Here is a 24,158-nt window from a genome sequence, read left to right on the forward strand (position 1 = left end):
AGTCTCAGTGGGGCAGCGGGCCGATGCGGTACAGCACCTCTGCGTCGTGCGGCCCGTCGGGGAACAGGCCCGTGTCGAACAGCACCTCGCGCTCCAGCCGGGCGCCGTGACGCTCGGCGAACGACGTGAACAGGCGCTCCGAGGCGGTGTTGCCCGGGGTGATGGTGGTCTCCACCGTCGTCACTCCGCGCTCGGCGACCGTGCGCGCGACCAGACCGTCGAGCAGCGTGGCGGCCAGGCCGCGCCCGCGGTGCGCCTCGTCCACCGCCACCTGCCACACCAGCAGGGTGTGCGGGCTGTCCGGCCGCACGTACCCGGTGATGAAACCCATCGGCTCGCCGTGCTCGTCACGAGCGACGGCCGACGTGGCCGCGAAGTCGCGGCACCACAGCAGATAGCTGTAGGACGAGTTCAGGTCGAGAACCTTCGAGTCCTTCGCCATCCGCCACAGCGCGGCTCCGTCGGCCGTTGTGGGGCGATCGATTTGCGGATCTGCTTGTACGGCAGTCATGCGAATTGAACTTACCCAGGGAAATTCAAAATTGCATCGTCGATCAGGGTTACGTATGAGCCAGGTCTGTGTTATCGCGCGAGCGCGAGGGTTCGCCCGTAGAGGCGGCAAAATGCCCGCTATTGCACGGATAATACCGGGCAAAGCAGTCACAGTGTGTAACGCGTCACAGCCGTGTAGGCCCCACGAGATCCAACCGAATTACCTCGCTGAATGTCCTCAAAATCTCTGTGTTTAGGACCGGGGAAAGCGGGCAGAAGAATACGGGAAGCTGTTCTTGAAAGTATTCTTAATTGTGTGCCAGCTTACATGTGAGATGTTGCGGAAAGCACGTGCAATTCAAGCCCCGGTCACTCCGTCGATGCGTTCCCGCAGGAGATCGGCATGACCGTTGTGCCGCGCGTACTCCTCGATCATGTGGATGAGCACCCAGCGCATGCTGACCTCCATCCCCGGGACCGGGCCCTCGGCGACCCGCCCGACGTGGTCCAGCGGCAGCCCCGCGCACAGCTCCCGCCCCCGGGCGATCTCCCGCCGCCAGATCGCGAGCGCCTCGTCGAGCCCCCGCCCGGGATCCAGCGCGTAGCCCGTCCCGTCCTCGAACACCGGCGGCACGTCGAGCCCGGCGGCCACGCGCTGGAACCAGTTCCGCTCGACCTCGGCCAGATGCTGCACCAGCCCGAGCAGCGTCAGCGTGGACGGCTCGGCCGACGCGGTCCGCGCCTGCGTGTCGTCCAGGCCCGCGCACTTCAGCTCCAGCGTGGCCCGGTGGAAGTCCAGCCAGCTCTCGAGCATGGCCCGCTCGTCACCGGTGAGGTGGGGGATCGGGCGCCCGTCGGGGAGGGCCTGGGGGGCATCGGCGGGGATGCCGGCAGGTGTGTCGGTGGTCATACGGGGAGCATGGCACGGGCCACTGACAGCGGCGTGGGCCGCTCAGTGCCGCCACGCACGCTCGACGGCCCGCAGCGCGCCCTCCACGTCCACCGTCAGTCCCTGCTCGGAGAGCGCCACGCCCAGCGCCGCCAGACTCGCCCGGACCGCCCCCGGCGTCGCGTCGGCCCCGTAGTGGTTGACCCGGATCATCTCCTTGGCCAGCGCACCCCCGCCGGCGGCGAGCGGCACCGCCGGGTCCGCCTCCAGCGCCCGGGCCACCAGCTCCGCCGCCACCACCCCGGACGGCGTCCGCAGCGTCGTGGCGACCGGCGCCGCGTCCCCCGCCTCGTACACGTACGGCTCCAGACCGCCACCGAGCGCGACCGCCCCGGCCCGCGTGGCAGCCGCCGCTGCGGCGTGCCGGGCCATCACGGCGTTCAGCCCGGTCGCCTCGATCCGCTCCACGCACGCCTCCAGCGCGAGCATCTCCAGCTGCGCCGGAGCGTGCAGCAGCGCCTTGCGGCCGCCGTCGATCCACCGCTCCTTCCAGTCGAGGAGCGACAGGTACGAGCGGCGCGGTGCCCGCGGGTTCGCCGCCATCCGGGCCCAGGCCCGCTCGCTCACCGACACCGCCGACACCCCGGCCGGTCCGCCCATCGCCTTCTGCGCCCCGATCACGCACAGGTCCACGCCCCACGCGTCCGGAAGCACCGGCTCGGCACCGATCGACGCCACCGCGTCCAGGTAGAACAGGGCCCCGTGCGCCCGCACCACCTCGCCGATCGCCGCGACCGGGTTGGTGTTGCCGGTCGCCGCCTCCGCGTGCACCAGCGACACGAAGTCGATCTCCGGGTGCTCGGCGAAGGCCTGCCGGATCTGCTCGGCCGTGACCGCCGTGTGGAAGGGCACCGCCAGGTCGATCACCGTGGCCCCGCAGTCGCGCAGCCAGTCGCCGAAGGTCTGCCCGTACGGGCCCGTGATCACGTTCAGGGCCGTCGTCCCCGGACCGGCCGCCGCACGGATCGCGCCCTCCAGCGGCAGCAGCGCCTCGCCCTGCATGATCACGACGTCCTGCTCGGTGCTCAGCAGCCGCGCCACACGGTCCTCGATCGCGGCGAAGCGGTCCGCGCCGAGCGGGGCCAGGTCCAGAAACGGATGCGTCACGGCAATGCTCTCTTCACTCACGGGTTCGACGGCAACGAGGGTAACCGCCGGGTACCACCCCCTTGTGAGTCGAGGCCCGCGACAACCAGCCCCCTTCGGACCACACCCGGCGTCTCACTAAGGTGCGGTGCATGAGCGATCGCGCGGTGCTGCACGTGAAGGGTCGGGTGCTCGTCGGGCCCGAGGACGTCCGGGACGAGCTGTGGGTGGTCGACGGCCGTGTCTCCTACGACCGTCCCCCCGGCGCCCGCGACATCCGCACCGTGACGGGCTGGACCCTGCCCGGCCTCGTCGACGCGCACTGCCACGTGGGGCTCGACCGGCACGGCGCGGTCCCGCAGGACGTCGCCGAGAAGCAGGCGCTGACCGACCGGGACGCGGGCACGCTGCTGATCCGCGACGCGGGCTCGCCCTCCGACACCCGGTGGGTCGACGACCGCGAGGACCTGCCGAAGATCATCCGAGCCGGGCGGCACATCGCCCGCACCCGCCGCTACATCCGCAACTACGCCTGGGAGATCGAGCCGGAGGACCTGGTCGCCTACGTCGCCCAGGAAGCCCGGCGCGGCGACGGCTGGGTGAAGCTGGTCGGCGACTGGATCGACCGCGACCTCGGCGACCTGTCGGCCTGCTGGCCCCGCGGGGCGGTGGAGGCGGCGATCGCCGAGGCGCACCGCCTGGGCGCCCGGGTCACCGCGCACTGCTTCTCCGAGGACTCCCTCCAGGACCTCGTCGAGGCGGGCATCGACTGCGTCGAACACGCGACGGGCCTGACCGAGGACCTGATCCCGCTGTTCGCCGAGCAGGGCGTCGCCATCGTGCCGACCCTGGTCAACATCGCGACCTTCCCGCAGCTCGCCGACGGGGGCGAGTCCCGGTTCCCGCGCTGGTCGGCCCATATGCGCCGGCTCCACGAGCGCCGCTACGACACCGTCCGGAACGCCTACGACGCCGGAATCCCGGTCTTCGTCGGCACCGACGCGGGCGGCGGCCTCGCCCACGGCCTCGCGGCGGCGGAGGTCGCCGAACTGGTCACCGCGGGCATCCCGCCCCTGCGGGCACTGGCGGCGGGCACCTGGACGGCCCGCTCCTGGCTCGGCCGCCCCGGCCTGGAGGAGGGCGCCCCGGCCGACCTCGTCGTCTACGACGAGGACCCGAGGGCGGACGTCCGCGTGCTGGGCGCGCCGCGCCGGGTGGTGCTGAACGGCCGCGTGGTGGGCTAGCGGCGGGGAACGCCCGTGCCCGCCGATGTTGAGCGTGGCCGGGGTGGACGGCACCCCGGCCATGCTCACGTCGGCCGAGGCGTTCTGCGAGACCCTGGGGCGTGTCGGCCGCCGAGCCACCGGCCGAGCTGTCCGCCGCGCCCGCCGAGGAGGAGCTCGCCGCGACGGGCGGCGGCTCGACGACGCCGTACCTGGGCGGCACTGCCGTGGACGAGGGAGCGGTGGGTCGTACGTCGCCGCGGCTGGGGGCTCAGCGCGCTCAGCCCCCAGGTACGACCACCAGCCGCACCACGGCGTGCGGTGAGCCCGCCGGGTCGCGCCGGAGGGCGGCCGGCCGTGGCCCGGTGCCTCGTCGGAGCCGCACGCCGGGCGCCGCACGCCGCGCCCGGCGTGCGGCTGTTACGGGGCCACCGCTCGCTCCAGCGCCCGCAGGAACCCGTCCGTCGTCCTGCGGTCCCGCACCGCCAGCCGCAGCCACTGCTCGTCCAGGCCGGGGAACGTGTCCCCGCGCCGCACCGCGTAGCCGAGGTCGCGCAGGCGACGGCGTACGGCGGCCGCGTGCGGCAGACGGACGAGGACGAAGGGGCCTTCCGCGGGCTCCGCCACCCGCAGCCCCGCCGGGGCGAACCCGGCGAGACCCGCCAGGAGGTGGGCCCGGTCCGCTGCGATCCGGTGGGCCGCGTGGGCCGCCTCCGCCACCGCCCGCGGTCCCACACACGCCTGGGCCGCCGCCAGCGCCGGAGTGGACACCGGCCACAGGGGCTGCGCGTGCTCCAGGGCCTCGACGGTCTCCGGCGCCGCCAGCACGTACCCGATCCGCAGCCCGGCCAGGCCCCACGTCTTGGTGAGGCTGCGCAGCACCACGAGGCCGGGCACGTCCACACGGTCCGCCAGGGCCTCCCGCTCGCCCGGCACCGCGTCCATGAAGGCCTCGTCGACCACCAGCACCCGCCCGGGACGGGCGAGGGAGGCGATCGTGTCCGCCGGGTGCAGCACCGACGTCGGGTTCGTCGGGTTGCCGATCACCACCAGGTCCGCGTCCTCCGGGACGGCCGCCGGGTCGAGCCGGAAGCCGTCCTCCTCCCGCAGCAGCACCCGGTCGACCGTGTGCCCGGCGTCCCGGAGCGCCGCCTCCGGCTCGGTGAACTGCGGGTGGACGACGACCGGCCGTCGCACCTTCAGCGCCCGCGCCAGCAGCACGAACGCCTCCGCCGCTCCCGCCGTCAGCAGCACCCGCTCCTCCGGCAGCCCGTGCCGCGCCGCCACGGCCGCCCGCGCGGCCCGCCCGTCGGGATAGGCCGCGAGCCCGGACAGGGACGCGGCGATGTGCTCCCGCAGCCACATCGGGGGTGTGTCCGCGCGGACGTTCACGGCGAGGTCGACCAGTGAGCCGCCGTCGTCCCGGACCTCAGCGTCCCCGTGGTGCCGCAGATCATGCCCGCTCTCCGGGTGCATGGGGCCCTCAGTGCGCATGCGAGTGCGCGTCGTGGTGAGGGTGACCGTGCCCGTGGTGGTGGCCCCCGTCGTCCGGGTGGAAGTGCGGCTGCTGCGGCAGCCCCACCTTGTCCTCGAAGCCCGGCAGGGCGACGCGGTAGACGCACGAGTCGCAGTTCATCCGCAGATCGCCCTGGACGGCCTCCTCGTACCGCTCCCACACCAGGTCCAGCAGCTCCGGCTCCGGCCCGATGACATCGGCCGAGCGCACCTCGACCTCCGGGTGAGCCTCCGCCCAGCCCTCCGTCTGCAGCCGGACCCGGTCCGGCAGAATGCCGGTGAACAGGAAGTAGGGGAGCACCACGATCCGGCGGGCGCCGAGCCGCGCGCACCGGTCGAGCCCGCTCGGCACGTCCGGCGCCGCCAGGGACACGAACGCCGTCTCGACACCGGCGTATCCGCGCCCCTCCCACAGCAGCCGTGCCGCCTTGTGCACCTCGGCGTTGGCGTCCGGGTCCGTCGACCCGCGCCCCACCAGCAGCACCGTCACGTCGGCCCGGTCGCCCGGCCTGCGCCCCGTGCCGCCCAGCGCCTCGTCCAGCCGCCGCTCCAGCACGTTCAGCAGCGCCGGGTGCGGTCCGAGCGGGCGCCCGTAGGTGTACGAGACGCCGGGGTGCCGCTCCCTCTCGCGGGCCAGCGCCGCCGGGATGTCGCCCTTGGCGTGCCCGGCGGACACCAGCATCAGCGGCACGGCGGCGAACCGCCGTACGCCCTGCTCCACCAGTTCGGTGACGGCCTCGCCCAGCGGTGGCGGGGACAGCTCGATGAAACCGCCCGCGACGGGCAGTTCGGGGTGGCGGCGCCCCAGCTCCCGTACGAAGTCGCGGAACGCCTCGGCTCCGGCGTCGTCCCGGGTGCCGTGGCCGGCGATGAGCAGGGCGGGCGGGGTGGTCACGGTTTCTCCTCGGCGGAAGTGGGGTGGTGCGGCGGGGCGTCGAGCGTGCGCGAGCGGACCTGGCGGGGAAGCGGCCGCCGGGCGGGCGCCCGCTGGACCGGATGGGACTCCCGGTTCACCCGGCGCCCTCCTGCCAGCGGTAGCCACGCGGCGTCACCATGCGCCCCGCGACCTCGCGGGTCGCCGTGTTGCCCACCGTCACGACCGTCATCATGTCGACGGTCGCCGGGTCGAGCGCGGCCAGTGTCGTGACCCGGGCGGACTCGTCCGGCCGCGAGGCGTTGCGCACGACACCGACCGGGGTCGACGGGTCCCGGTGCCCGGCGAGGATCGCCAGCGCCTTGGGGAGCTGCCAGTCCCGGCCCCGGCTGCGCGGGTTGTAGAACGTCACGACCAGGTCCGCCTCGGCCGCCGCCCGCACCCGCCGCTCGATGACCTCCCACGGCGTGTGCAGGTCGGACAGGCTGATCGACACATGGTCGTGGCCCAGCGGCGCCCCCAGGATCGCGCCGGCCGCGAGCGCCGCCGTCACGCCGGGCACGCCGACCACGTCGATGTCGTCCGAGGCCTCGGCGAGCGCGGGGGAGGCCATGGCGTACACCCCCGCGTCCCCGCTGCCGATCAGTGCCACGGCCTGCCCCTTGCGGGCCTCCTCGACGGCCGTGCGCGCCCGCTCCTCCTCGGCCCCCAGCCCCGACTCCAGGATCCGGGTGCCGGGCCGCAGCAGATCGCGGATCTGGTCGACGTACTGATCGAGACCGACGAGCACGGAGGCACGCCGGAGTTCGGCCTTCGCTCGCGGCGTCAGCAGGTCCCGGGCGCCCGGCCCGAGCCCGACCACCGCGAGCCGCCCCCGCCCGGGCCGCCGTACCACGGCACAGGTGGCCATCGCCGGGGTCGCGGCGGACTTCCGCTTGGGTACGAGGAGTTCGCCGCCGCGCACCAGGGCGGCGGCCTCCGCGACGGAGGGCGTGCCGACGGCGGCCAGCGGCGCGTCGGACGGGTTGGGCACCTCGACCCCGGCCAGTTCCCCGGCGGCGTACGTCACCAGCGGCACGCCCAGCCGCCGCGCGGCCTCGACGAGGCCCTGCTCCCCGGCTTTGGCGTCGACGGTGGCCAGCTCGGCCACGGACGCGGCGGACAGCCCGGCCTCCCGCAGGGCGCCCCCCACCAGGGCGAGCACCTCCTCGGCGGGGGCGCCCTTCGACGCCCCGACCCCGACGACCAGGGACGGCGGCCGCAGCACCGCCTCGCCCTCGGCCGGCTCGACCAGACGGTCGGTGAGCCGGATCGTGCGGGCACCCTCGGCCGCCACCGGCAGCGGCGGCAGCGGCCAGGGCACCTCGGCCCGCAGCGCCACCGCCTCGCCGTCCAGCAACGCCCGCGACACCCCGGCGACATCGCCCTCCACGGGCAGGCCGAGCGTGTCCAGACCGGGCAGTCCGACGGCGTCCGTCGCCGTCGTCACCACCGGCTCGGCCCCGAGCAGCTCACCGACGTCGAGGGCGAGTTCGTTGGCGCCGCCCGCGTGTCCGCCGACCAGCGACACCGCGAACCGGCCGCCCTCGTCGACACACACCACACCCGGGTCGGCCGCCTTGCCGGACAGCAGCGGAGCCACCAGGCGCACCACCGCGCCCGTCGCCAGGAAGCACACCAACTGCTCGCACTGCGCGAACGCGGCCCGCACGGCGTCCCCGACGGGACCCTCGTAGACCCGCGTGCGGTCCGGCCACGCGGCGGCCAGCCGGTCGCGCGCAGCCGCTCCCGCCGCGGTGGCGGAAATGAGGCCGATCACTGAGCGACTCCTTCTTCGACACGTTCGCCGACACGTACCGGGACTGTGGTGATCACGTACTGGCACCCCGTTCGCGCAGGGCCCTGCGGGCCTCGGGATCGGCCTTGCGGTAGCCGTGGAAATGACCCGGGTGGTACAGGTGCGAGCGTGTGCCGTGCGCGTCGAGGGCCGGGCCGACCAGGAACAGCGTGTGCTTCCAGAGCTTGTGCTCCTTGACCGTCTCCTCCAGCGTGCCGATCGTGCACTTCACGACCAGCTCCTCCGGCCAGGTCGCCTGGTAGGCGACGACGACGGGAGTGGTCGTGGGATAACCGCCCTCCAGCAGCTCCCGCACCAGCTGCCCGCTGCGGGCGGCGGACAGGAAGACCGCCATGGTGGTGCCGTGCTTGGCGAACTCCCGCACCTCCTCGCCGGGCGGCATCGGCGTCTTGCCGCCGCCCAGCCGGGTGAGCACGACGGACTGCGCGATCTCGGGGATCGTCAGCTCCCGCTGGGCGAGTGCGGCCACGGCCGAGAAGGAGGAGACGCCGGGGACGATCTCCGTCTCGACGCCGATCGCCTGACACCGGTCGAGCTGCTCCTGCGTGCCACCCCACAGCGCGGGGTCCCCCGAGTGGATACGGGCCACGCGCAGCCCCTCCGTGTGGGCCCGCTCGTACACGGCCACCACGTCCTCCAGCGACATCGTCGCCGAGTCGAGGATCTCCGCGTCCTCACGCGCGTGCCGCAGGACCTCCTCCTGGACCAGGCTGGCCGCCCAGATCACGACGTCGGCCTCGGCGATGGCGCGGGCGGCGCGGAAGGTCAGCAGGTCGGCGGCGCCGGGGCCGGCGCCGACGAAGGTCACCTTGCCGGCGGGGGCGTCGGCCATGGGGTCGGTCCTCTCGTACAGGGGGTCGGTGGGGAGCGAGGGGATGCGCGGGCGGGTCAGAGCTTCCCGCCACGTCCGCCGTCACGCCGTGCGGGGGCGATGAGCGTCGACAGGTAGGGCAGGGTAGCGCCGTCGAGTTCGGCGGCCGGGCGGATCGACTCCTCCGTCAGTCCCAGCGCCGACCCCCACACCGCGCCGCCGAGCCGCCCGGTCTCCCGCAGCGCCTCGGCGACCTCGTGCGCCTGCCGGCCGAACTTGTAGGCGACGACGGTCCCGGGCCCGGCGAGGGCCTCCTTCAGCGCGCTCGCCCCCGCGGTGACGGGCACGAGCGTCAGCGGCTCGGTCCCCTCGGTCAGCACGGCACCGGACCGGGCGGCGAGGTCCTGCATGGCGGTGATCCCGGGCACCGTCTCGACGACGGTGCCCGGCACCAGCTCGGTGATGGTCTGCGCGAGGTAGGTGAAGGTCGAGTACACGTTGGGGTCCCCGATGGTCGCGAAGGCGACGGCGGCGTTTCCGCGCAGCAGCGCGGCGACCCGCTGACCCGCCGCGTCCCAGGCGGCCTCGCGCCGCGCCCGGTCGCTCCGCTCGTTCAGCGCGAACACGACCCGGACGACCTTCTCCTCGGGCACGTAGTGCAGCACGGTGGCCTCGGCCCGCCCGCGCTCCCCGCCGTCCGTTCCGTCGGCGGCGGCCATCACGGGCACGACGACGACATCCGCCTCCCGCAGGGCGTTGACGCCCTTGACGGTCACCAGTTCCGGATCGCCGGGCCCGACCCCCACTCCGACCAGCCTGCTGCTCATGACGTCCGGCACCTCTCCACGAACCGACGGGCGACACCGGGCTCGGCCGCCCAGTGCGTGTGCAGATAGCTCGCGTGCACACCGCGCTGTACGAAACCTTCGACCCGCCGGTGCGGAGTACGGAAGCCCCAGGCGGGGTCCGCCCCCGAGCCGGGTTCCACGGCGGTCCGGTGGAACTCGTGTCCGCGCATCCGCGTCCCCGCCGCCGCGAGCACACTGTCGCCGACGGCGACGGCGTCCCGGTAGCCCAGGGTCAGCCGCTCGGTCATCCGCGCCCCGGCGTCCAGCACCCCGCACATCGGCAGCCCGTCCAGCTCCCGGCACAGGTACAGCAGCCCCGCACACTCGGCGGCGACGGGAGCACCGCTCTCCGCCAGGACGGCGACGGCCTTGCGCAGGCCTTCGTTGGCGGACAGCTCGGCGGCGTACACCTCGGGGAATCCGCCCCCGATCACCAACCCGCTCGTCCCTTCGGGCAGTTCCTCGTCCCGCAGGGGGTCGAAGGGCACGACGTCGGCACCGGCGGCGGCGAGCAGTTCGGCATGCTCGGCGTAGGAGAAGGTGAAGGCCGGCCCACCGGCCACAGCGACCCTCGGCGCGCCTCCACCGGCCTCCGCCCGTCGGCCCGGCCTCTTGTCCGACCGTGTCAGGTGGTGGGTGGGTGAGGACACCGCCTCAGCAGCGTCCCAAGCCGCACAGGACAACGCACCCGCACTCCGCGCCAGCCCGGCCAACGCCTCGAGGTCACACCCCGCCGACACCTGCGCGGCCATGGCGGCGACAGCCTCCACGGCCGCTGCCCGCCGCTCGGCGACCGGCACCAGCCCCAGATGCCGGGACGGCGTGTCCACCTGCGGTGCCCGCCGCAACACCCCGAGCACCGGCACGCCCACCTGCTCCAGGGCCTCGCGCAGCAACTCCTCGTGCCGGTCGGACGCGACCTTGTTGAGGATCACGCCCCCGACCCGCACCTCCGGGTCGAAGGAGACGAATCCGTGCACCAGCGCCGCCACCGACCGCGACTGCGACGAGGCGTCGACGACCAGCACCACCGGCGCCCGCAGCAACTTCGCGACATGGGCCGTCGACGCCAGCTCGCCCTCCCCGGCGGCCCCGTCGTACATCCCCATCACGCCCTCGACGACGGCGATGTCACACCCGCGCGCCCCGTGCAGGAACAACGGCCCGACCAGCTCCGGCCCGCACAGGTACGCGTCGAGGTTCCGCCCCACCCGCCCGGTCGCGAGCGCGTGGTACCCGGGGTCGATGTAGTCCGGCCCGACCTTGTGCGGGGACACGGCGAGTCCCCGCGCGGCGAACGCGGCCATCAGCCCGGTGGCGACGGTGGTCTTGCCGCTCCGCGAGGAGGGCGCGGCGACGACCAGCCGGGGAACGGAGGAGGACGTCACCACTCGATGCCTCTCTGCCCCTTCTGCCCGGCGTCCATGGGGTGCTTCACCTTGGACATGTCGGTCACGAGGTCGGCGAAGTCCAGCAGCTTTTCGGGGGCGTTGCGTCCGGTGATCACCACATGCTGGGTGCCGGGCCGGTTCCGCAGGACGTCCACGACCTCGTCCGTGTCCACCCAGCCCCAGTGCATCGGGTAGGCGAACTCGTCCAGCACGTACAGCCGGTAGGTCTCCGCCGCCAGGTCCCGCTTGACCTGCTCCCAGCCCTCCCGGGCCTTCTCCTCGTTGTCGAGCTGCGCGTCGCGCTGCACCCAGGACCAGCCCTCGCCCATCTTGTGCCAGGCGACCGACCCGCCCTCGCCGGAGGCGCCGAGCACCCGCAGCGCGTTCTCCTCGCCGACCTTCCACTTCGCCGACTTGACGAACTGGAACACCCCGATCGGCCACCCCTGGTTCCAGGCCCGCAGCGCGAGTCCGAAGGCGGCGGTGGACTTGCCCTTCCCGACGCCCGTGTGCACCATGACGAGCGGCCGGTTCCGGCGCTGTCGGGTCGTCAGTCCGTCGTCCGGAACGACACTCGGCTGTCCCTGCGGCATTAAGCGGCCCTCCTCGAAGTTCCCTGCACATCCCTGACCAGCCCGGCGATCGAGTCGGCCCGCAGCTCGTCCAGCGTCACGGCGGTGCCGCCGAGTTCACCGGCGAGCTGCCCGGCGAGCCCCAGCCGCACCGGCCCGGACTCGCAGTCCACGACGACGGACGCGACACCCTCGGCCGCGAACAGCCGGGCCGCACGCCCGGCCAGGGCGACCGGCTCCGGGCCTCCGGTGGCCCGTCCGTCCGTCACCACCACGACCAGCGGCCGTCGCGCCGGATCCCGCAACCGCTCCACGCGCAGCACGTCGTGCGCGCGCAGCAGCCCGGCGCCCAGCGGCGTACGACCGCCGGTCGGCAGCGACTCCAGCCGGGCCGCCGCCGCGTCCACCGAGGACGTCGGCGGCAGCGCGACGTCCGCGCCAGACCCCCGGAAGGTCACCAGCCCCACCTTGTCCCGCCGCTGGTACGCGTCCAGCAGCAGCGACAGCACGGCCCCCTTCACGGCACTCATCCGCTGCCGCGCCGCCATCGACCCGGAGGCGTCCACGACGAACAGCACGAGATTGCCCTCGCGTCCCTCGCGGGTGGCCTGCCGCAGATCGTCCCGGCGCACGACGAGACCCGGCCCGGACCGCCCGCGAGCCCGCTGGTGCGGCGCCGCGGCCTGCACGGTCGCGGCGAGGTGCAGCTTGGTCAGCGTGCCCCGCGGCCGCCGGGCCCCCGTGGTCCGCCCGTGCTCGGTCCGCGCGCGGGACCGCCGCCCCGCGGCGCCCTCGCCGAGGCCGGGCACGCTCAGCACCTTGGTCCGGAACGGTTCGGCGGCCCGTACGGCCGACTGCTCGCCGGCCCCCGACGGCTGCGGCTGCGGTTGCCCGCCCTCCCCGGCCTCGGGCCGGGCCTCGGAGTCATCGCCCTGGGGCCCCTCGTCGGGCGCCGGCTGCCCACCGCCACCGCCCGGCCCGTCCGGCCCCGGGTCGGGGTCGGAGTCCGGGTCCGGATCGGAGTCCGGGTCCGGATCGGAGTCCGGGTCAGGGTCGTCGTCCCCGGAGAACTCCTCCAGGGTCTCGTCCAGCTTGTCCTCGTCCAGCCCCGGCGCGTCGAAGGGATTGCGGCGCCTGCGGTGCGGCAGCGCGAGCAGCGCCGCCTGCCGGACGTCCTCCGCGAGCACGTCCGTACGCCCCGCCCAGGCCGCCAGCGCGGTCGCCGTGCGCGCCATCACGATGTCGGCACGCATGCCGTCCACCTCGAACGCCGCGCAGGTCGCCGCGATCTGCCGCAGCGCCGCGTCGCCCAGCCGCACGGACGGCAGCAGCTTCCGCGCCGCCGCGATCCGCGCCCGTACCGCGGTCTCCTCGTCCGCCCACCGGGCCGCGAACCCGGCCGGATCGGCGTCGTACGCCAGCCGCCGCTTGACGACCTCCACCCGCTGGTCGGGCTCCCGTGAGGCCGCGACCTCGACGGTCAGCCCGAACCGGTCGAGCAACTGCGGCCGCAGCTCGCCCTCTTCGGGGTTCATGGTGCCGACCAGCAGGAACCGCGCGGCATGCCGTACCGACACACCCTCCCGCTCGACGTACGAGGCACCCATCGCCGCCGCGTCCAGCAGCAGGTCGACCAGGTGGTCGTGGAGGAGGTTGACCTCGTCGACGTAGAGGATCCCGCGGTGCGCGTCGGCGAGCAGCCCGGGCTCGAAGGCCTTCACGCCCTCCGAGAGGGCCCGCTCGATGTCCAGCGCGCCCACGAGCCGGTCCTCCGAGGCGCCGACGGGCAGTTCGACCATCCGGGCGGGCCGGGTGGCGAACCCCCCGGGCTCGTGCGGCCCGTCCGGGCAGCCGGGGTCGGGCGCGCCGGGGTCGCAGGAGAAGCGGCACTCGGAGACGACGTCCACCTCCGGCACGAGCGCCGACAGCGCCCGCACGGCCGTCGACTTGGCCGTGCCCTTCTCACCGCGCACCAGCACCCCGCCGACCGCCGGGCTCACCGCGTTGATGAGCAGCGCCAATCGGAGGCTGTCCTGTCCGACGAGGGCGGTAAAGGGATAGGGCGTGCTCACGCGGTGATCACTCCTTCGGGGGATTCATGGCAGAACGACGCGCAGCCGAGCCGCGGCCCCGTCTTGGTCGAAGCCTGCTCACCGCCGACGCCGGGGTGGTCCGGGCGTGTCGCCGGCGGCAGGCGGTGTGCTGGTGTGCTCCCCGCCGACGCGGGGGTGTGCAGGGCATTCATGCGTCGCCCTCCAGATCGCCTTCGAGTTCCAGGTAGGTGGCACGCAGCCGCTCGAGCGTCTCCGCGTCCGGCTCCGCCCACAGCCCGCGGTCGGCGGCCTCCAGCAGCCGCTCCGTGATGCCGCGCAGCGCCCAGGGGTTGGACGTCTTCATGAAGTCCCGGTTCTCCGGGTCGAAGACGTACTCCGAGCTGAGCTTCTCGTACATCCAGTCGTCCACGACCCCGGCCGTGGCGTCGTACCCGAACAGGTAGTCCACCGTCGCCGCCATCTCGAAGGCACCCTTGTAGCCGTGCCGCCGCATGGCCGCCATCCAGCGGGGGTTGACCACGCGGGCGCGGAAGACGCGGTGCGTCTCCTCGCCCAGCGTGCGGGTCCGCACCTGGTCCGGGGTCGCCGAGTCACCCACGTACGCCTCGGGGCTCGCGCCCGTCAGATGCCGCACCATGGCGACCATGCCGCCGTGGTACTGGAAGTAGTCGTCGGCGTCGACCAGGTCGTGCTCACGCGTGTCGACATTCTTCGCGGCGACCGCGATCCGCCGGAACGCCGTCTCCATGTCCCCGCGCGCGGCCCGGCCGTCGAGCCCCCGCCCGTAGGCGTAGCCGCCCCACACCGCGTACACCTCGGCGAGGTCCGCGTCGGAGCGCCAGTTGCGGGCGTCGATCAGCGGCAGCAGACCGGCCCCGTACGCCCCCGGCTTGGATCCGAAGATCCGGGCGGTCGCGCGGCGCCGGTCGCCGTGCTCGGCGGTGTCCTGGTCGGCGTGCGCCCGGACGTAGTTCTGCTCGGCGGGCTCGTCCAGCTCCGCCACGGCCCGCACCGCGTCGTCGATCAGCCCCACCACGTGCGGGAACGCGTCCCGGAAGAAGCCGGAGATGCGGACCGTGACGTCGATGCGCGGCCGGCCGAGCTCGGCCGGCGGGACGACCTCGAACCCGGTCACCCGCCGAGAGGCGTCGTCCCACACCGGCCGGCAGCCCAGCAGCGCCAGGATCTCGGCGATGTCGTCGCCCTGGGTGCGCATGGCCGAGGTGCCCCACACCGTCAGCCCGACGGACTTCGGGTACGCGCCGGTGTCGCTCAGATACCGCTGCACCAGCGAGTCCGCGAGCGACTGCCCGACCTCCCAGCTCAGCCGGGACGGAATCGCCTTGGGGTCGACGGAGTAGAAGTTGCGGCCCGTCGGCAGGACGTTGACCAGCCCGCGGGTCGGCGAACCGGACGGGCCCGCCGGGACGTAACCGCCGTCCAGCGCCCGCAGGATGTGCCCGATCTCGTCGGTGGTCCTGGCCAGCCGCGGTACGACCTCCGTACAGGCGAACTCCAGGACGGCCACCGCGGCGGGCACTCCGGTGCCGAGCACCTCCCGGACCAGGGCCGGGCTCTCGGCGACCGCCCAGCCGCGTTCCTCCATGCCCTCGGCGAGCCGCCGGCACAGCTGTTCCAGCAGGTCGATCGCGTCGGCGGCGGTCCGCGCCGGGCCCTGCACCAGGTCCGTCAGCTCCACCGGCATCTTCACCGGCGCGCCCGGCTCGGCCAGCAGCTCCTTCTCCACCAGCCCGAAGTGCTCCGCGAGCGACGCCCTGAGCCCGGGCAGCGCGTTCGCCTGCCCGCCCCACACCTGCGAGGCGCGCAGCACGGCCAGCACGAGGTTGACGCGCGGCTCGCCGACCGGCCCGCCGCCCAGGATGTGCAGACCGTCCCTGATCTGCACGTCCTTGATCTCGCACAGATAGCCGTCGATGTGCATGACGAACTCGTCGAAGGCCTCGTCGTCCGGCTGCTCGTCGACGTGCAGGTCGTGATGGAGCTCGGCCGCCTTGACCAGCGTCCAGATCTGCGCGCGCACGGCCGGGGCCTTCGCCGGGTCCAGGTCGGAGACGAGCGCGTACTCGTCGAGGAGCTGCTCCAGCTTGGCCAGATCACCGTAGGTGTCGGCGCGCGCCATCGGCGGCACGAGGTGGTCCACGACGGTCGCGTGCCCGCGACGCTTGGCCTGGGTGCCCTCACCGGGGTCGTTGACGATGAACGGGTAGATCAGCGGCAGATCCCCGAGGACGGCGTCCGGGGCGCAGCCGCCGCTGAGCCCGAGGCCCTTGCCGGGCAGCCACTCCATCGTGCCGTGCTTGCCCATGTGCACGATCGCGTCCGCGCCGAAACTGTTCTCCAGCCAGCGGTACGCCGCCATGTAGTGGTGCGAGGGCGGCATGTCCGGGTCGTGGTAGATCGCGATCGGGTTCTCGCCGAAGCCGCGCGGCGGCTGGATCATCACCACGACGTTCCCGAACCGCAGGGACGCCAGCACGATGTCGTCGCCGTCGACGTACAGGCCGCCCGGCGGCTCGCCCCACGCCTCGGTCATGGCGTCCTTCAGCTCCGGGTCGAGCTTGTCGAACCACGCCCGGTAGTCGGCGAGCGGTACCCGCGCGGGCGCCGACGCCAGCTGGTCCTCGGTCAGCCACTCGACGTCGTGACCGCCCGCCTCGATCAGCCGGTGGATCAACTCGTCGCCGTTGTCGGGGTGTCCGTCCACGGTGTACCCGGCGTCCCTGAGGGCGTCCAGCACCCGTACCGCGGAGGCCGGGGTGTCCAGGCCGACCGCGTTGCCGACCCGGGAGTGCTTGGTGGGATAGGCGGTGAAGACGAGCGCGAGCTTCTTCTCGGCGTTCGCCTTGTGCCTCAACTCCGCGTGCCGCACGGCGATCCCGGCGACCCGGGCGGCGCGCTCCGGGTCGGCGACGTACACGGGCACGTCGGCGCCGTCCTCGGTGGCCTGCTCCTTGAAGGAGAACGGCACGGTGATCAGCCGCCCGTCGAACTCCGGGATGGCCACCTGCATGGCGGCGTCCATGGGGGACAGGGCGGCGTCTGACGCCTCCCAGGCCTGCCGCGAGGACGTCAGGCACAGCCCTTGCAGCACGGGGATGTTCAGCTCGGCGAGGGCGCCGATGTCCCAGGACTCCTCGTCGCCGCCCGCCGAGGCCTGCGAGGCGTGGGTGCCACCGGCCGCGAGCACGGTGGCCACGAGGGCGTCCGCCTGCCCGAGGATCTCGTACAGCCCCTCGTCCGCCCCGCGCAGCGAACCGCAGTACACGGGCAGCGCGTCGGCACCCCGCGCCTCGATCGCGTCGCACAGGGTGTCCACGAACGCGGTGTTGCCGCTCAGCTCGTGCGCCCGGTAGAAGAGCACGCCGACGGTCGGCCGGCCCTGGTGGCGCGGACGTTCGCCCCGGACGCCGTACTCGGGCATCCGCTGCGGCGCGGCGAAGCCCTCGCCGGTGAGCAGCACGGTGTCGGACAGGAACCGGGCCAGCTCGGTGAGGTTGGCCGGTCCGCCCTCGACGAGGTACTTCAGCGCCTCCGCGACGACACCGGCCGGCACGGACGACTCGGCCATCAGCTCCGCGTCGGGCACGGCCTCGCCGCCGAGCAGCACGGTGGGGATGCCGGACGCCTTCAGCGCGGCGAGCCCGTCCTCCCAGGCCCGCTTGCCGCCGAGCAGCCGTACGACGGCGATGTCGGCGCCCTCCAGCAGGGCCGGAAGCTCCTCCCGGGCGTCCACACGGGTCGGATTGCCGATCCGGTACGAGGCACCGGAGGCGGCCCGGGCCGCCAGCAGGTCCGTGTCGGCGGTCGACAACAACAACACAGTGCTCATGCGGGCGCTCCCGGTGGGATGAAGGGCAGTCCTCGCGGCGCGCCCGACTCGATGAGCCGCCACAGCGCGTCCGTGTCCGCGTGCTGTTCGATCAGGTCGCCGAGCCGGTCGAGCTGCTCCTCGCGCAGCGCGGCGAACGACGTGTCGGGCGCGGGCACGAAACGGCGGCCCGCGGCGGCCGCCACCTCGCGCAGGAAGGCCCGCCGGAACCCGTCCGACTCCAGCGAGCCGTGCCAGTGCGTGCCCCAGGTCTGCCCGACCCGGCAGCCGTCCAGGAAGGGTTCCCCTCCGGTGACGTCCGCGATCCCGTGATGGATCTCGTAGCCCTCGACGCGCTCGCCGAGGGCTTCCCCGACCGGCCGGGTCAGGGTCTTCTCCCGGGCGAACCGCACGCGGACGGGAAGGACCCCGAGCCCCGCCACGCTCCCCTTCCGGCTCTCGACGTCGTCCTCGATGTGCTCGCCGAGCACCTGGAAGCCGCCGCAGACGCCGAGGACGGGCCGCCCCTCGGCGACCCTGCGCCGCAGCGCCTCGGCGAGCCCCCGCTCGTGCAGCCACTCCAGCGCGCGGACCGTCCCCCGGGTCCCCGGGACGACGACGAGATCGGCGTCGGCGAGCTCCTCCGGCCGGTCCACGAACCGCACCACCACACCCGGTTCGGCGGCCAGGGCGTCCACGTCGGTGAAGTTGGACATGAGGGGGATCGCGCAGACGGCGATCCGCAGGACGTCCTCCCCGACGGGCGGGGCGACGGTCGACTCGCGCACCGTGCCGCGCAGGGACACCCGCAGTCCGTCCTCCTCGTCGATGCCGAGCCCGTGCCGGAAGGGCAGGACGCCGTAGGTGTGCCGTCCGGTGAGCCCGTGCAGCATGTCCAGGCCGGGCTCCAGCAGACTCACGTCCCCGCGGAACTTGTTGACGAGGAACCCGGCGACGAGCTCCTGGTCCTCGGGCGAGAGCAGGGCGACGGTCCCGAAGAACGAGGCGAAGACCCCGCCGCGGTCGATGTCGCCGACGACGAGCACGGGCAGCCGCGCGCCCCGCGCGATCCCCATGTTGACGATGTCCGTCCGCCGCAGATTGATCTCGGCGGGAGAACCGGCCCCCTCACAGATCACCGCGTCATACGTGCCCCGCAACTCGGCGAGGCAGTCGAGAACGGTCCCGAGCAGTTTCTGCTGGCGCCCCCCGTGGTAGCCGCGCGCGCTCAACTCGCCCACCGGCTTGCCCATCAGCACGACCTGGCTGCTGCGCTCGCCACCGGGCTTGAGCAGCACGGGGTTCATCAGCGCGGTCGGCTCGACGCGGCAGGCCTGGGCCTGCATGGCCTGCGCACGCCCGATCTCGGCGCCCTCCCTCGTCACGAAGGAGTTGAGGGACATGTTCTGCGCCTTGAAGGGCGCGACCTTGACGCCCTGCCGGACCAGCCACCGGCAGATCCCCGCCGTGACGACGCTCTTGCCGGCGTCCGAGGTGGTGCCGGCGACAAGAAGCCCACCGCTCATACTCACTGCCCCCTCTTCAACAGCCGCGCACCGGCGCACACCCCGAGCGCGAGCCAGGTGACGCGCCGCGACAGCCGCACGGCCCGTGCGACGTCGTGCGTGTCGACGGCACGCCCTTCCGTGTTCAGCACGGGCCGGTGCTCCACCCGCCCGCCGTACGAGAGCGTCCCGCCCAGCCGCACCCCGAGCGCTCCGGCGAAAGAGGCCTCCACGGGCCCGGCGTTGGGGCTCGGATGCTTCGCCGCGTCCGCCCGCCAGGCCCGTACGGCCCCGCGCGGATCCGGTCCGGCCAGCGTCGCGAGCACGGCGGTCAGCCGGGCCCCCGGCCACCCCGCGAGGTCGTCCAGCCGGGCGGAGGCCCACCCGTACCGCCGGTACCGGGCGGACTTGTGCCCGACCATGGCGTCGAGGGTGTTGACGGCCCGGAAGCCGAGAAGCCCCGGTACACCCCCGACGGCCCCCCACACGAGAGCCCCCACGACCGCGTCGGAGGTGTTCTCGGCGACGGACTCGACGACGGCCCGGGCGATCCCGTCGGCGTCGAGTGCCTGCGGATCCCGCCCGCACAGATGCGGCAGCCGCGCACGGGCCGCTTCGACGTCCCCCGCCTCCAGGGCCCGCCCGATGGCCCGCGCCTCCCGGGCGAGCGAAGTCCCCCCGACCACGGCCCAGGTGGCGGCGCCGGTCAGCGCGACGGAGGCGACGGCGGAGGTACGGACGGCACGTGCGGCGATGGCCCCGAGCGCGACGGCACCGCCCGCGCACACGGTGGTGTGCAGCGTGCCCCACCCCCGGTGGTCCCGCCACAACACCCGCTCCACGGCACCCGCGGCCCGCCCGAACACGGCGACGGGATGCCCTCGGCGAGGATCGCCGAGCAGCAGGTCACCGATGAGGCCGGCGGCGGCGCCGTACGCGAAGACGCGACCGGCACCCATGGGCTCAGCCGCCCACGGAAGCGGTCAGGGGCGGGGTACTCGACCTCGAACGGCAGCCGCGCATCGCGATATGTCCTCACTCAGGGTGTCCACGCCCTGGTTCGACTAGACCGGCGGTGAGAGTTCCTGGCTCCCGGGGATCACTACCCCGGTGACAGTGGCGGGACCGCGCCGGACTTCCACCGGCTTCCTCTCCTGCCGCCGTACTGGCCCCGGCAGTCCACCACGGCCGCGAACGGCCGTCAACTTGCCGTTGACCTGCGAGGGGAGAGTGTGCAGAACCCCACACCGGGTGGGGGCGGTACGACGCCGAGTCGCCCGCACACGACACCCGCACACGACAACCGGGCGGCACAGGGCCGAAGCCCCGCGCCGCCCGGCGACAAGCAGTCGTGGTCAGGCCACGATCAGGTAGATCCCGTACCCGACGGCCGCCGCACACGCCGCGAAGCAGGCGTACGCGCCGGTGACCGCGAGGCCGGCCGAACCGCCCTGCGCGGCCGCCCGCTCCTGGCGGGACAGGCCGGTGATGCCGAGGGTGAACAGGCCCACCAGGGCCACGGTGACCACGAGGCTGACGCCGAAGACGGAGCCGAGGGCCGCCCAGTCGATCTTCATGGCAGAGGTTCTCCTTGTAACCGCGTGGGCGGGATCAGACCGGGGTGGACGTGGTGGTCGTGGCGGCGGCTTCCCGTTCGGCCTCCGCCTGGGCCGGGAACGTGGGCAGCGACTCCTCCGATGCCGTGCCGCCCGCCGGCGGCGGCGTGACCGCGGCCATCGCCGTGGTCACCACACCGGCCGGCTCCGTCTCCTCGGCGGCGTTGACGTTGGTGTGGTCGATGACCTCACGCCGGGAGAGCTTCCAGATCACCGCGCTGGAGGCGACCAGGAAGACCGCCACCACCGCCGTGCCCCAGTCGCCGAAGCCGGTGACGTACTCGGCGAGCGCGCCCACCAGGGCCGCCGCCGGCAGGGTCAGGGCCCAGGCGACGAACATCCGCGTCGCCGTCGACCAGCGGACGACGCCGCCCTTGCGGCCGAGGCCCGCGCCCATCACCGAGCCGGACACGGAGTGGGTGGTGGAGAGGGAGAAGCCGAGGTGGGAGGAGGCCAGGATGACCGTCGCCGCGCTGGTCTGGGCGGCGAAGCCCTGCTGCGGCTGAAGGTCCGTCAGGCCCTTGCCCATCGTGCGGATGATGCGCCAGCCGCCGAGGTAGGTGCCGAGGGCGATGGCGAGCCCCGCCGAGAGGATGACCCACAGGGGCGGGTCGGAGTCGGGGGCGACGGCGCCGCCGGCGACCAGGGCGAGGGTGATGACACCCATCGTCTTCTGGGCGTCGTTGGTGCCGTGCGCCAGGGAGACCAGGCCCGCCGAGGCGATCTGGCCGGCCCGGTAGCCCTTCTCGGACGCCTTGCCGTCGGCCTTCTTCCCGAGGGAGTACGTCAGCCGGGTGGCGAACATCGCCGCGATGCCCGCGACCAGCGGCGCGGCGATCGCCGGGATCAGCACCTTGGTGACCAGCACGTCGCCGTGCACCGCGCCGACGCCCGCCGAGGCGATCGTGGCGCCGATCAGGCCGCCCATCAGGGCGTGCGAGGAGCTGGACGGCAGGCCGACCAGCCAGGTCAGCAGGTTCCAGAGGATCGCGCCGACCAGGGCGGCGAAGATGACCTCGGGACGGACACCGGCCTCGTCGACGAGGCCTTTGGAGATCGTGTTGGCGACTTCGACGGACAGGAAGGCGCCGACCAGGTTCAGGACCGCGGACATGGCCACCGCGACCTTCGGTCTCATGGCGCCCGTGGAAATGGTCGTGGCCATCGCGTTCGCGGTGTCGTGGAAACCGTTCGTGAAATCGAACGCGAGTGCGGTTACCACCACAATCGCGAGGATCAGCGAGAAGCTTTCCATTTACCCAGGCAATCGTTCGAGGTCGTTGGCCGGACGAACGTAGGTAACCCGAGTGAACGGAAGATGAACTGGGAGGGGCGCAGGAGTGTCCACAAACGAGGGTTGCCGTTCCGCCCTGCTGACAGGCTCCCCGCACGCCCGCCGCCTAGGCGCCCCGCACGCACTCTTTCAACCGATCGAGTGACCTGTCGAAGGGGTTCCGATCGCCCGAATGCCCGACGGTCTCCGGGCGGCCGAGAGCCCCGGGGCTTCTGTACGGGCCGAGGGCCTGCCTGGCAGGATCGCCGCATGGCTGAACAGCGAGGTGACGCACGGGACACGGGGAGCGTCAGGGGCGGCGCACCGGAGGCGGGGGAGCCGCGGCGGAGGGAGGCGCACCCCGAGGAGGCGCGGGCCTGGGAGGACCTCGTCGCGACGGCCCGCCGGACGGTCTCCGAGGGGCTCGTCGTCGGCACCTCCGGCAACGTCTCGGTGCGTGTCGGGGACACGGTCCTGGTCACCCCCTCGGGCGTCCCCTACGACCGACTGGGACCGGACGACGTCACCGGCATCGACCTCGACGGCCGGCAGGTCCTCGGCGCGCTCGTCCCCACCAGCGAACTGCCCATGCACCTGGCGGTCTACGGCACCACCGGCGCCCGTGCCGTCGTCCACACCCACGCCGTGCACGCGACGGCCGTCTCGACGCTCGTGCGCGAGCTCCCGCTGATCCACTACATGGCGGCCGCGCTCGGCGGGCCCGTCCGGGTCGCCCCGTACGCCACCTACGGCACCGACGAGTTGGCCGAGAACATGTTGCGCGCCCTCGCCGACCGCTCCGGCTGCCTCCTCCAGAACCACGGCACGATCACCTACGGCACGTCCCTGGACCAGGCCTACGACCGCACCGCCCAGCTGGAATGGATGTGCCGGCTGTGGCTGACCGCCGCGTCGGTGCCGGGCCTGTCCCCGAGCCTGCTCTCCGGCGAGCAGTTGGCGGAGGTGGCGGAGCGCCTGAGCGGGTACGGCCAGCGCCGCTGACACCTCCGCCCCGGCCGCCGCCCCGGCCCCGCCCCTCACCCCGCCGCCCCCGCCCACTGGTCGCCCGTCCGGTCCGCCAGGACACTGGAGGGATGCGCACTGTCAAAGCGACGGCCGCCGCCGTCACCGCTGTGCTGGGAGCCGGCGCCGCCGCCGTGGCCGCCGGCCGGCTGGCCAGCGACGCCGCGCTCAAGGCGCCCCCGGGCCGGCCGCTGCCCACCGAACCCCGGCTGACCGTGCACGGCACCTCAGCGGGGCAGATCAGCCTCACCCGGGACCTGGCCGCCCTGCGCCCCGGCCGCTACGGCCTCTCCGGCGACGGCTCCCACGCGGTCGTCGGGCCCGTCCTGGCCGACGCCCCCGGCTCCGCCGACACCGTCGTCCGCCGCCTGGAGCGGGTCACGCACGGCACCCTCGCATCCGGCGACAAGGTCTGGCTCACCCCGAACGTATACGTCGGCAACCCGAGCGCCGCCCTCGGCATCGAGCACGCCGACGTCGACGTCCCGGGCGAACTCGGCGCCCTGCCCGCGTGGTTCGTGCCCGGCGACAGGGACACCTGGGTGATCGCCGTGCACGGCCTGGGCACCACCCGCGAACTCGCCATGAACGTCATGGGGTTCCTGCACCGCAACCGCTTCCCGGTGCTCGCCCTCGCCTACCGCGGCGACCTCGGCGCGCCCCGCAGGCCCGACGGCCTGAATCACCTCGGCGAGACCGAGTGGCGCGACCTCGACGCGGCGATCCGCTACGCCGTGCGGTACGGCGCCCGGCAGGTCGTCCTGCTCGGCTGGTCCACCGGCGCCACCATGGCCCTGCGCGCCGCCGCCCGCTCGGGACTGCGCGACCGGGTCTCCGGGCTCGTCCTGGACTCGCCGGTGCTCAGCTGGGAGACCACCCTGCGCGCCCTCGCCGCGGCCCGCCGCACCCCGGGCGCGCTGCTGCCGCTGGCGGTCCGCGCCGCGCAGGGCCGCACCGGCCTGTATGGCGACCGCGACGCGGCCACGCCTCCCGCCGCGGGGCTCCGCGTCCCCGCGCTCGTCTTCCACGGACCGGACGACTCGGTGGCCCCCTGGGGACTCTCCCGTCGTCTCGCCGACACCCGCCCGGACATGGTCGCCCTCCACCGCGTCGCCGGCGCCCCCCACGGAGCGATGTGGAACGCCGACCCGCCGGCCTACGAGGAGGCGCTGCGGCGCTTCCTGGTACCGCTCATGTGACGCCTCCCGCGGCACGCCGCCGAGGCACCTCGAGTTCACG

Annotated in this window: 19 protein-coding genes and 1 riboswitch; of the genes, 3 read left to right on the forward strand and 16 right to left on the reverse strand. The window is 73.8% G+C overall.

The genetic code is table 11. The annotated features are described in order from the left end of the window. Nucleotides 1-4 precede the first annotated feature (4 nt). From ectA to ABEA82_RS36325, 3 genes are all read right to left on the reverse strand, one after another. A complete protein-coding gene (gene ectA / locus ABEA82_RS36315) occupies nucleotides 5-511 on the reverse strand; it encodes a diaminobutyrate acetyltransferase (protein WP_345666026.1) in 507 nt (168 codons plus the stop codon). Between the two features lie 339 nt (nucleotides 512-850). After that, nucleotides 851-1,402, reverse strand: a complete 552-nt coding sequence (locus ABEA82_RS36320) for a DinB family protein (RefSeq protein WP_345666027.1) — start codon at nucleotides 1,400-1,402, stop codon at nucleotides 851-853. A gap of 42 nt (nucleotides 1,403-1,444) precedes the next feature. After that, nucleotides 1,445-2,548 carry a pyridoxal-phosphate-dependent aminotransferase family protein gene (locus ABEA82_RS36325; protein WP_345666028.1) on the reverse strand — a complete coding sequence of 368 codons (1,104 nt, stop codon included), beginning with the start codon at nucleotides 2,546-2,548 and terminating at the stop codon, nucleotides 1,445-1,447. 131 nt (nucleotides 2,549-2,679) lie between these two features. Here ABEA82_RS36325 and ABEA82_RS36330 point away from each other — a divergent pair, with 131 nt between their 5' ends. Next, nucleotides 2,680-3,771, forward strand: coding sequence for an amidohydrolase family protein (locus ABEA82_RS36330; protein ID WP_345666029.1), 1,092 nt, complete (start codon nucleotides 2,680-2,682; stop codon nucleotides 3,769-3,771). A 399-nt stretch (nucleotides 3,772-4,170) separates the two neighbouring features. On the opposite strand, the gene cobC is transcribed toward ABEA82_RS36330, so the two are convergent. The 13 genes from cobC to ABEA82_RS36395 all read right to left on the reverse strand — a co-directional run bounded on the left by cobC (nucleotide 4,171) and on the right by ABEA82_RS36395 (nucleotide 21,878). Next, complete coding sequence (gene cobC / locus ABEA82_RS36335) at nucleotides 4,171-5,244, reverse strand: Rv2231c family histidinol phosphate aminotransferase CobC (RefSeq protein WP_345666030.1); 1,074 nt, start codon at nucleotides 5,242-5,244, stop codon at nucleotides 4,171-4,173. Then, nucleotides 5,234-6,160, reverse strand: a complete 927-nt coding sequence (locus tag ABEA82_RS36340; RefSeq protein WP_345666031.1) for a sirohydrochlorin chelatase — start codon at nucleotides 6,158-6,160, stop codon at nucleotides 5,234-5,236. The genes cobC and ABEA82_RS36340 overlap by 11 nt, the downstream gene beginning before the upstream one ends. A gap of 115 nt (nucleotides 6,161-6,275) precedes the next feature. After that, nucleotides 6,276-7,958, reverse strand: a complete 1,683-nt coding sequence (gene cobJ / locus ABEA82_RS36345; RefSeq protein WP_345666032.1) for a precorrin-3B C(17)-methyltransferase — start codon at nucleotides 7,956-7,958, stop codon at nucleotides 6,276-6,278. Nucleotides 7,959-8,010: 52 nt separating this feature from the next. Further along, a complete protein-coding gene (gene cobM / locus ABEA82_RS36350; RefSeq protein WP_345666033.1) occupies nucleotides 8,011-8,829 on the reverse strand; it encodes a precorrin-4 C(11)-methyltransferase in 819 nt (272 codons plus the stop codon). Nucleotides 8,830-8,885: 56 nt separating this feature from the next. Continuing rightward, nucleotides 8,886-9,635 (reverse strand): precorrin-2 C(20)-methyltransferase, encoded by a 750-nt coding sequence (gene cobI / locus ABEA82_RS36355; RefSeq protein ID WP_345666034.1) that lies wholly within the window; start codon nucleotides 9,633-9,635, stop codon nucleotides 8,886-8,888. Further along, nucleotides 9,632-11,047 carry a cobyrinic acid a,c-diamide synthase CobB gene (locus ABEA82_RS36360; protein ID WP_345666035.1) on the reverse strand — a complete coding sequence of 472 codons (1,416 nt, stop codon included), beginning with the start codon at nucleotides 11,045-11,047 and terminating at the stop codon, nucleotides 9,632-9,634. Before ABEA82_RS36360 ends, cobI begins: the two co-directional genes overlap by 4 nt. Beyond that, nucleotides 11,041-11,640, reverse strand: coding sequence for a cob(I)yrinic acid a,c-diamide adenosyltransferase (gene cobO, locus ABEA82_RS36365; protein WP_345666036.1), 600 nt, complete (start codon nucleotides 11,638-11,640; stop codon nucleotides 11,041-11,043). Before cobO ends, ABEA82_RS36360 begins: the two co-directional genes overlap by 7 nt. After that, the gene (locus ABEA82_RS36370) at nucleotides 11,640-13,691 is read right to left on the reverse strand and encodes a putative cobaltochelatase (protein WP_345666037.1); all 2,052 of its coding nucleotides are present in this window, start codon (nucleotides 13,689-13,691) and stop codon (nucleotides 11,640-11,642) included. Before ABEA82_RS36370 ends, cobO begins: the two co-directional genes overlap by 1 nt. A 169-nt stretch (nucleotides 13,692-13,860) precedes the next feature. Continuing rightward, on the reverse strand, nucleotides 13,861-17,523 hold the full coding sequence (cobN, locus tag ABEA82_RS36375) for a cobaltochelatase subunit CobN (protein ID WP_345666038.1): 3,663 nt from the start codon (nucleotides 17,521-17,523) through the stop codon (nucleotides 13,861-13,863). Next, complete coding sequence (locus tag ABEA82_RS36380; protein ID WP_345666039.1) at nucleotides 17,520-19,028, reverse strand: cobyric acid synthase; 1,509 nt, start codon at nucleotides 19,026-19,028, stop codon at nucleotides 17,520-17,522. Before ABEA82_RS36380 ends, cobN begins: the two co-directional genes overlap by 4 nt. A 2-nt stretch (nucleotides 19,029-19,030) precedes the next feature. After that, nucleotides 19,031-19,966 (reverse strand): cobalamin biosynthesis protein, encoded by a 936-nt coding sequence (locus ABEA82_RS36385; RefSeq protein WP_345666040.1) that lies wholly within the window; start codon nucleotides 19,964-19,966, stop codon nucleotides 19,031-19,033. A 101-nt stretch (nucleotides 19,967-20,067) separates the two neighbouring features. Continuing rightward, nucleotides 20,068-20,206: riboswitch (cobalamin riboswitch) on the reverse strand. Nucleotides 20,207-20,362: 156 nt separating this feature from the next. Further along, the gene (locus ABEA82_RS36390; protein ID WP_003989346.1) at nucleotides 20,363-20,584 is read right to left on the reverse strand and encodes a hypothetical protein; all 222 of its coding nucleotides are present in this window, start codon (nucleotides 20,582-20,584) and stop codon (nucleotides 20,363-20,365) included. Between the two features lie 34 nt (nucleotides 20,585-20,618). Beyond that, entirely contained in the window at nucleotides 20,619-21,878 is a 1,260-nt protein-coding gene (locus tag ABEA82_RS36395; RefSeq protein ID WP_345666041.1) for an inorganic phosphate transporter, read from the reverse strand. Nucleotides 21,879-22,166: 288 nt separating this feature from the next. On the opposite strand from ABEA82_RS36395, the gene ABEA82_RS36400 reads away from it, so the two are divergent. Further along, complete coding sequence (locus ABEA82_RS36400; RefSeq protein ID WP_345666042.1) at nucleotides 22,167-22,898, forward strand: class II aldolase/adducin family protein; 732 nt, start codon at nucleotides 22,167-22,169, stop codon at nucleotides 22,896-22,898. A gap of 92 nt (nucleotides 22,899-22,990) precedes the next feature. Beyond that, the gene (locus ABEA82_RS36405; protein WP_345666043.1) at nucleotides 22,991-24,118 is read left to right on the forward strand and encodes an alpha/beta hydrolase; all 1,128 of its coding nucleotides are present in this window, start codon (nucleotides 22,991-22,993) and stop codon (nucleotides 24,116-24,118) included. Nucleotides 24,119-24,158 lie beyond the last annotated feature (40 nt).

The organism is Streptomyces venetus, assembly GCF_039540295.1.
GTDB lineage: Bacteria > Actinomycetota > Actinomycetes > Streptomycetales > Streptomycetaceae > Streptomyces > Streptomyces venetus.

Bases quoted from the DNA above. Each gene is read 5' to 3' on its own strand.
- cobN (WP_345666038.1), bottom strand. From the start codon at position 17,523: ATGAGCACTGTGTTGTTGTTGTCGACCGCCGACACGGACCTGCTGGCG.
- ABEA82_RS36330 (WP_345666029.1), top strand. From the start codon at position 2,680: ATGAGCGATCGCGCGGTGCTGCACGTGAAGGGTCGGGTGCTCGTCGGG.
- ectA (WP_345666026.1), bottom strand. From the start codon at position 511: ATGACTGCCGTACAAGCAGATCCGCAAATCGATCGCCCCACAACGGCC.
- ABEA82_RS36320 (WP_345666027.1), bottom strand. From the start codon at position 1,402: ATGACCACCGACACACCTGCCGGCATCCCCGCCGATGCCCCCCAGGCC.
- cobM (WP_345666033.1), bottom strand. From the start codon at position 8,829: ATGGCCGACGCCCCCGCCGGCAAGGTGACCTTCGTCGGCGCCGGCCCC.
- ABEA82_RS36400 (WP_345666042.1), top strand. From the start codon at position 22,167: ATGGCTGAACAGCGAGGTGACGCACGGGACACGGGGAGCGTCAGGGGC.
- ABEA82_RS36395 (WP_345666041.1), bottom strand. From the start codon at position 21,878: ATGGAAAGCTTCTCGCTGATCCTCGCGATTGTGGTGGTAACCGCACTC.
- cobC (WP_345666030.1), bottom strand. From the start codon at position 5,244: ATGCGCACTGAGGGCCCCATGCACCCGGAGAGCGGGCATGATCTGCGG.
- ABEA82_RS36390 (WP_003989346.1), bottom strand. From the start codon at position 20,584: ATGAAGATCGACTGGGCGGCCCTCGGCTCCGTCTTCGGCGTCAGCCTC.
- ABEA82_RS36380 (WP_345666039.1), bottom strand. From the start codon at position 19,028: ATGAGCGGTGGGCTTCTTGTCGCCGGCACCACCTCGGACGCCGGCAAG.
- ABEA82_RS36385 (WP_345666040.1), bottom strand. From the start codon at position 19,966: ATGGGTGCCGGTCGCGTCTTCGCGTACGGCGCCGCCGCCGGCCTCATC.
- cobO (WP_345666036.1), bottom strand. From the start codon at position 11,640: ATGCCGCAGGGACAGCCGAGTGTCGTTCCGGACGACGGACTGACGACC.
- ABEA82_RS36405 (WP_345666043.1), top strand. From the start codon at position 22,991: ATGCGCACTGTCAAAGCGACGGCCGCCGCCGTCACCGCTGTGCTGGGA.
- cobI (WP_345666034.1), bottom strand. From the start codon at position 9,635: ATGAGCAGCAGGCTGGTCGGAGTGGGGGTCGGGCCCGGCGATCCGGAA.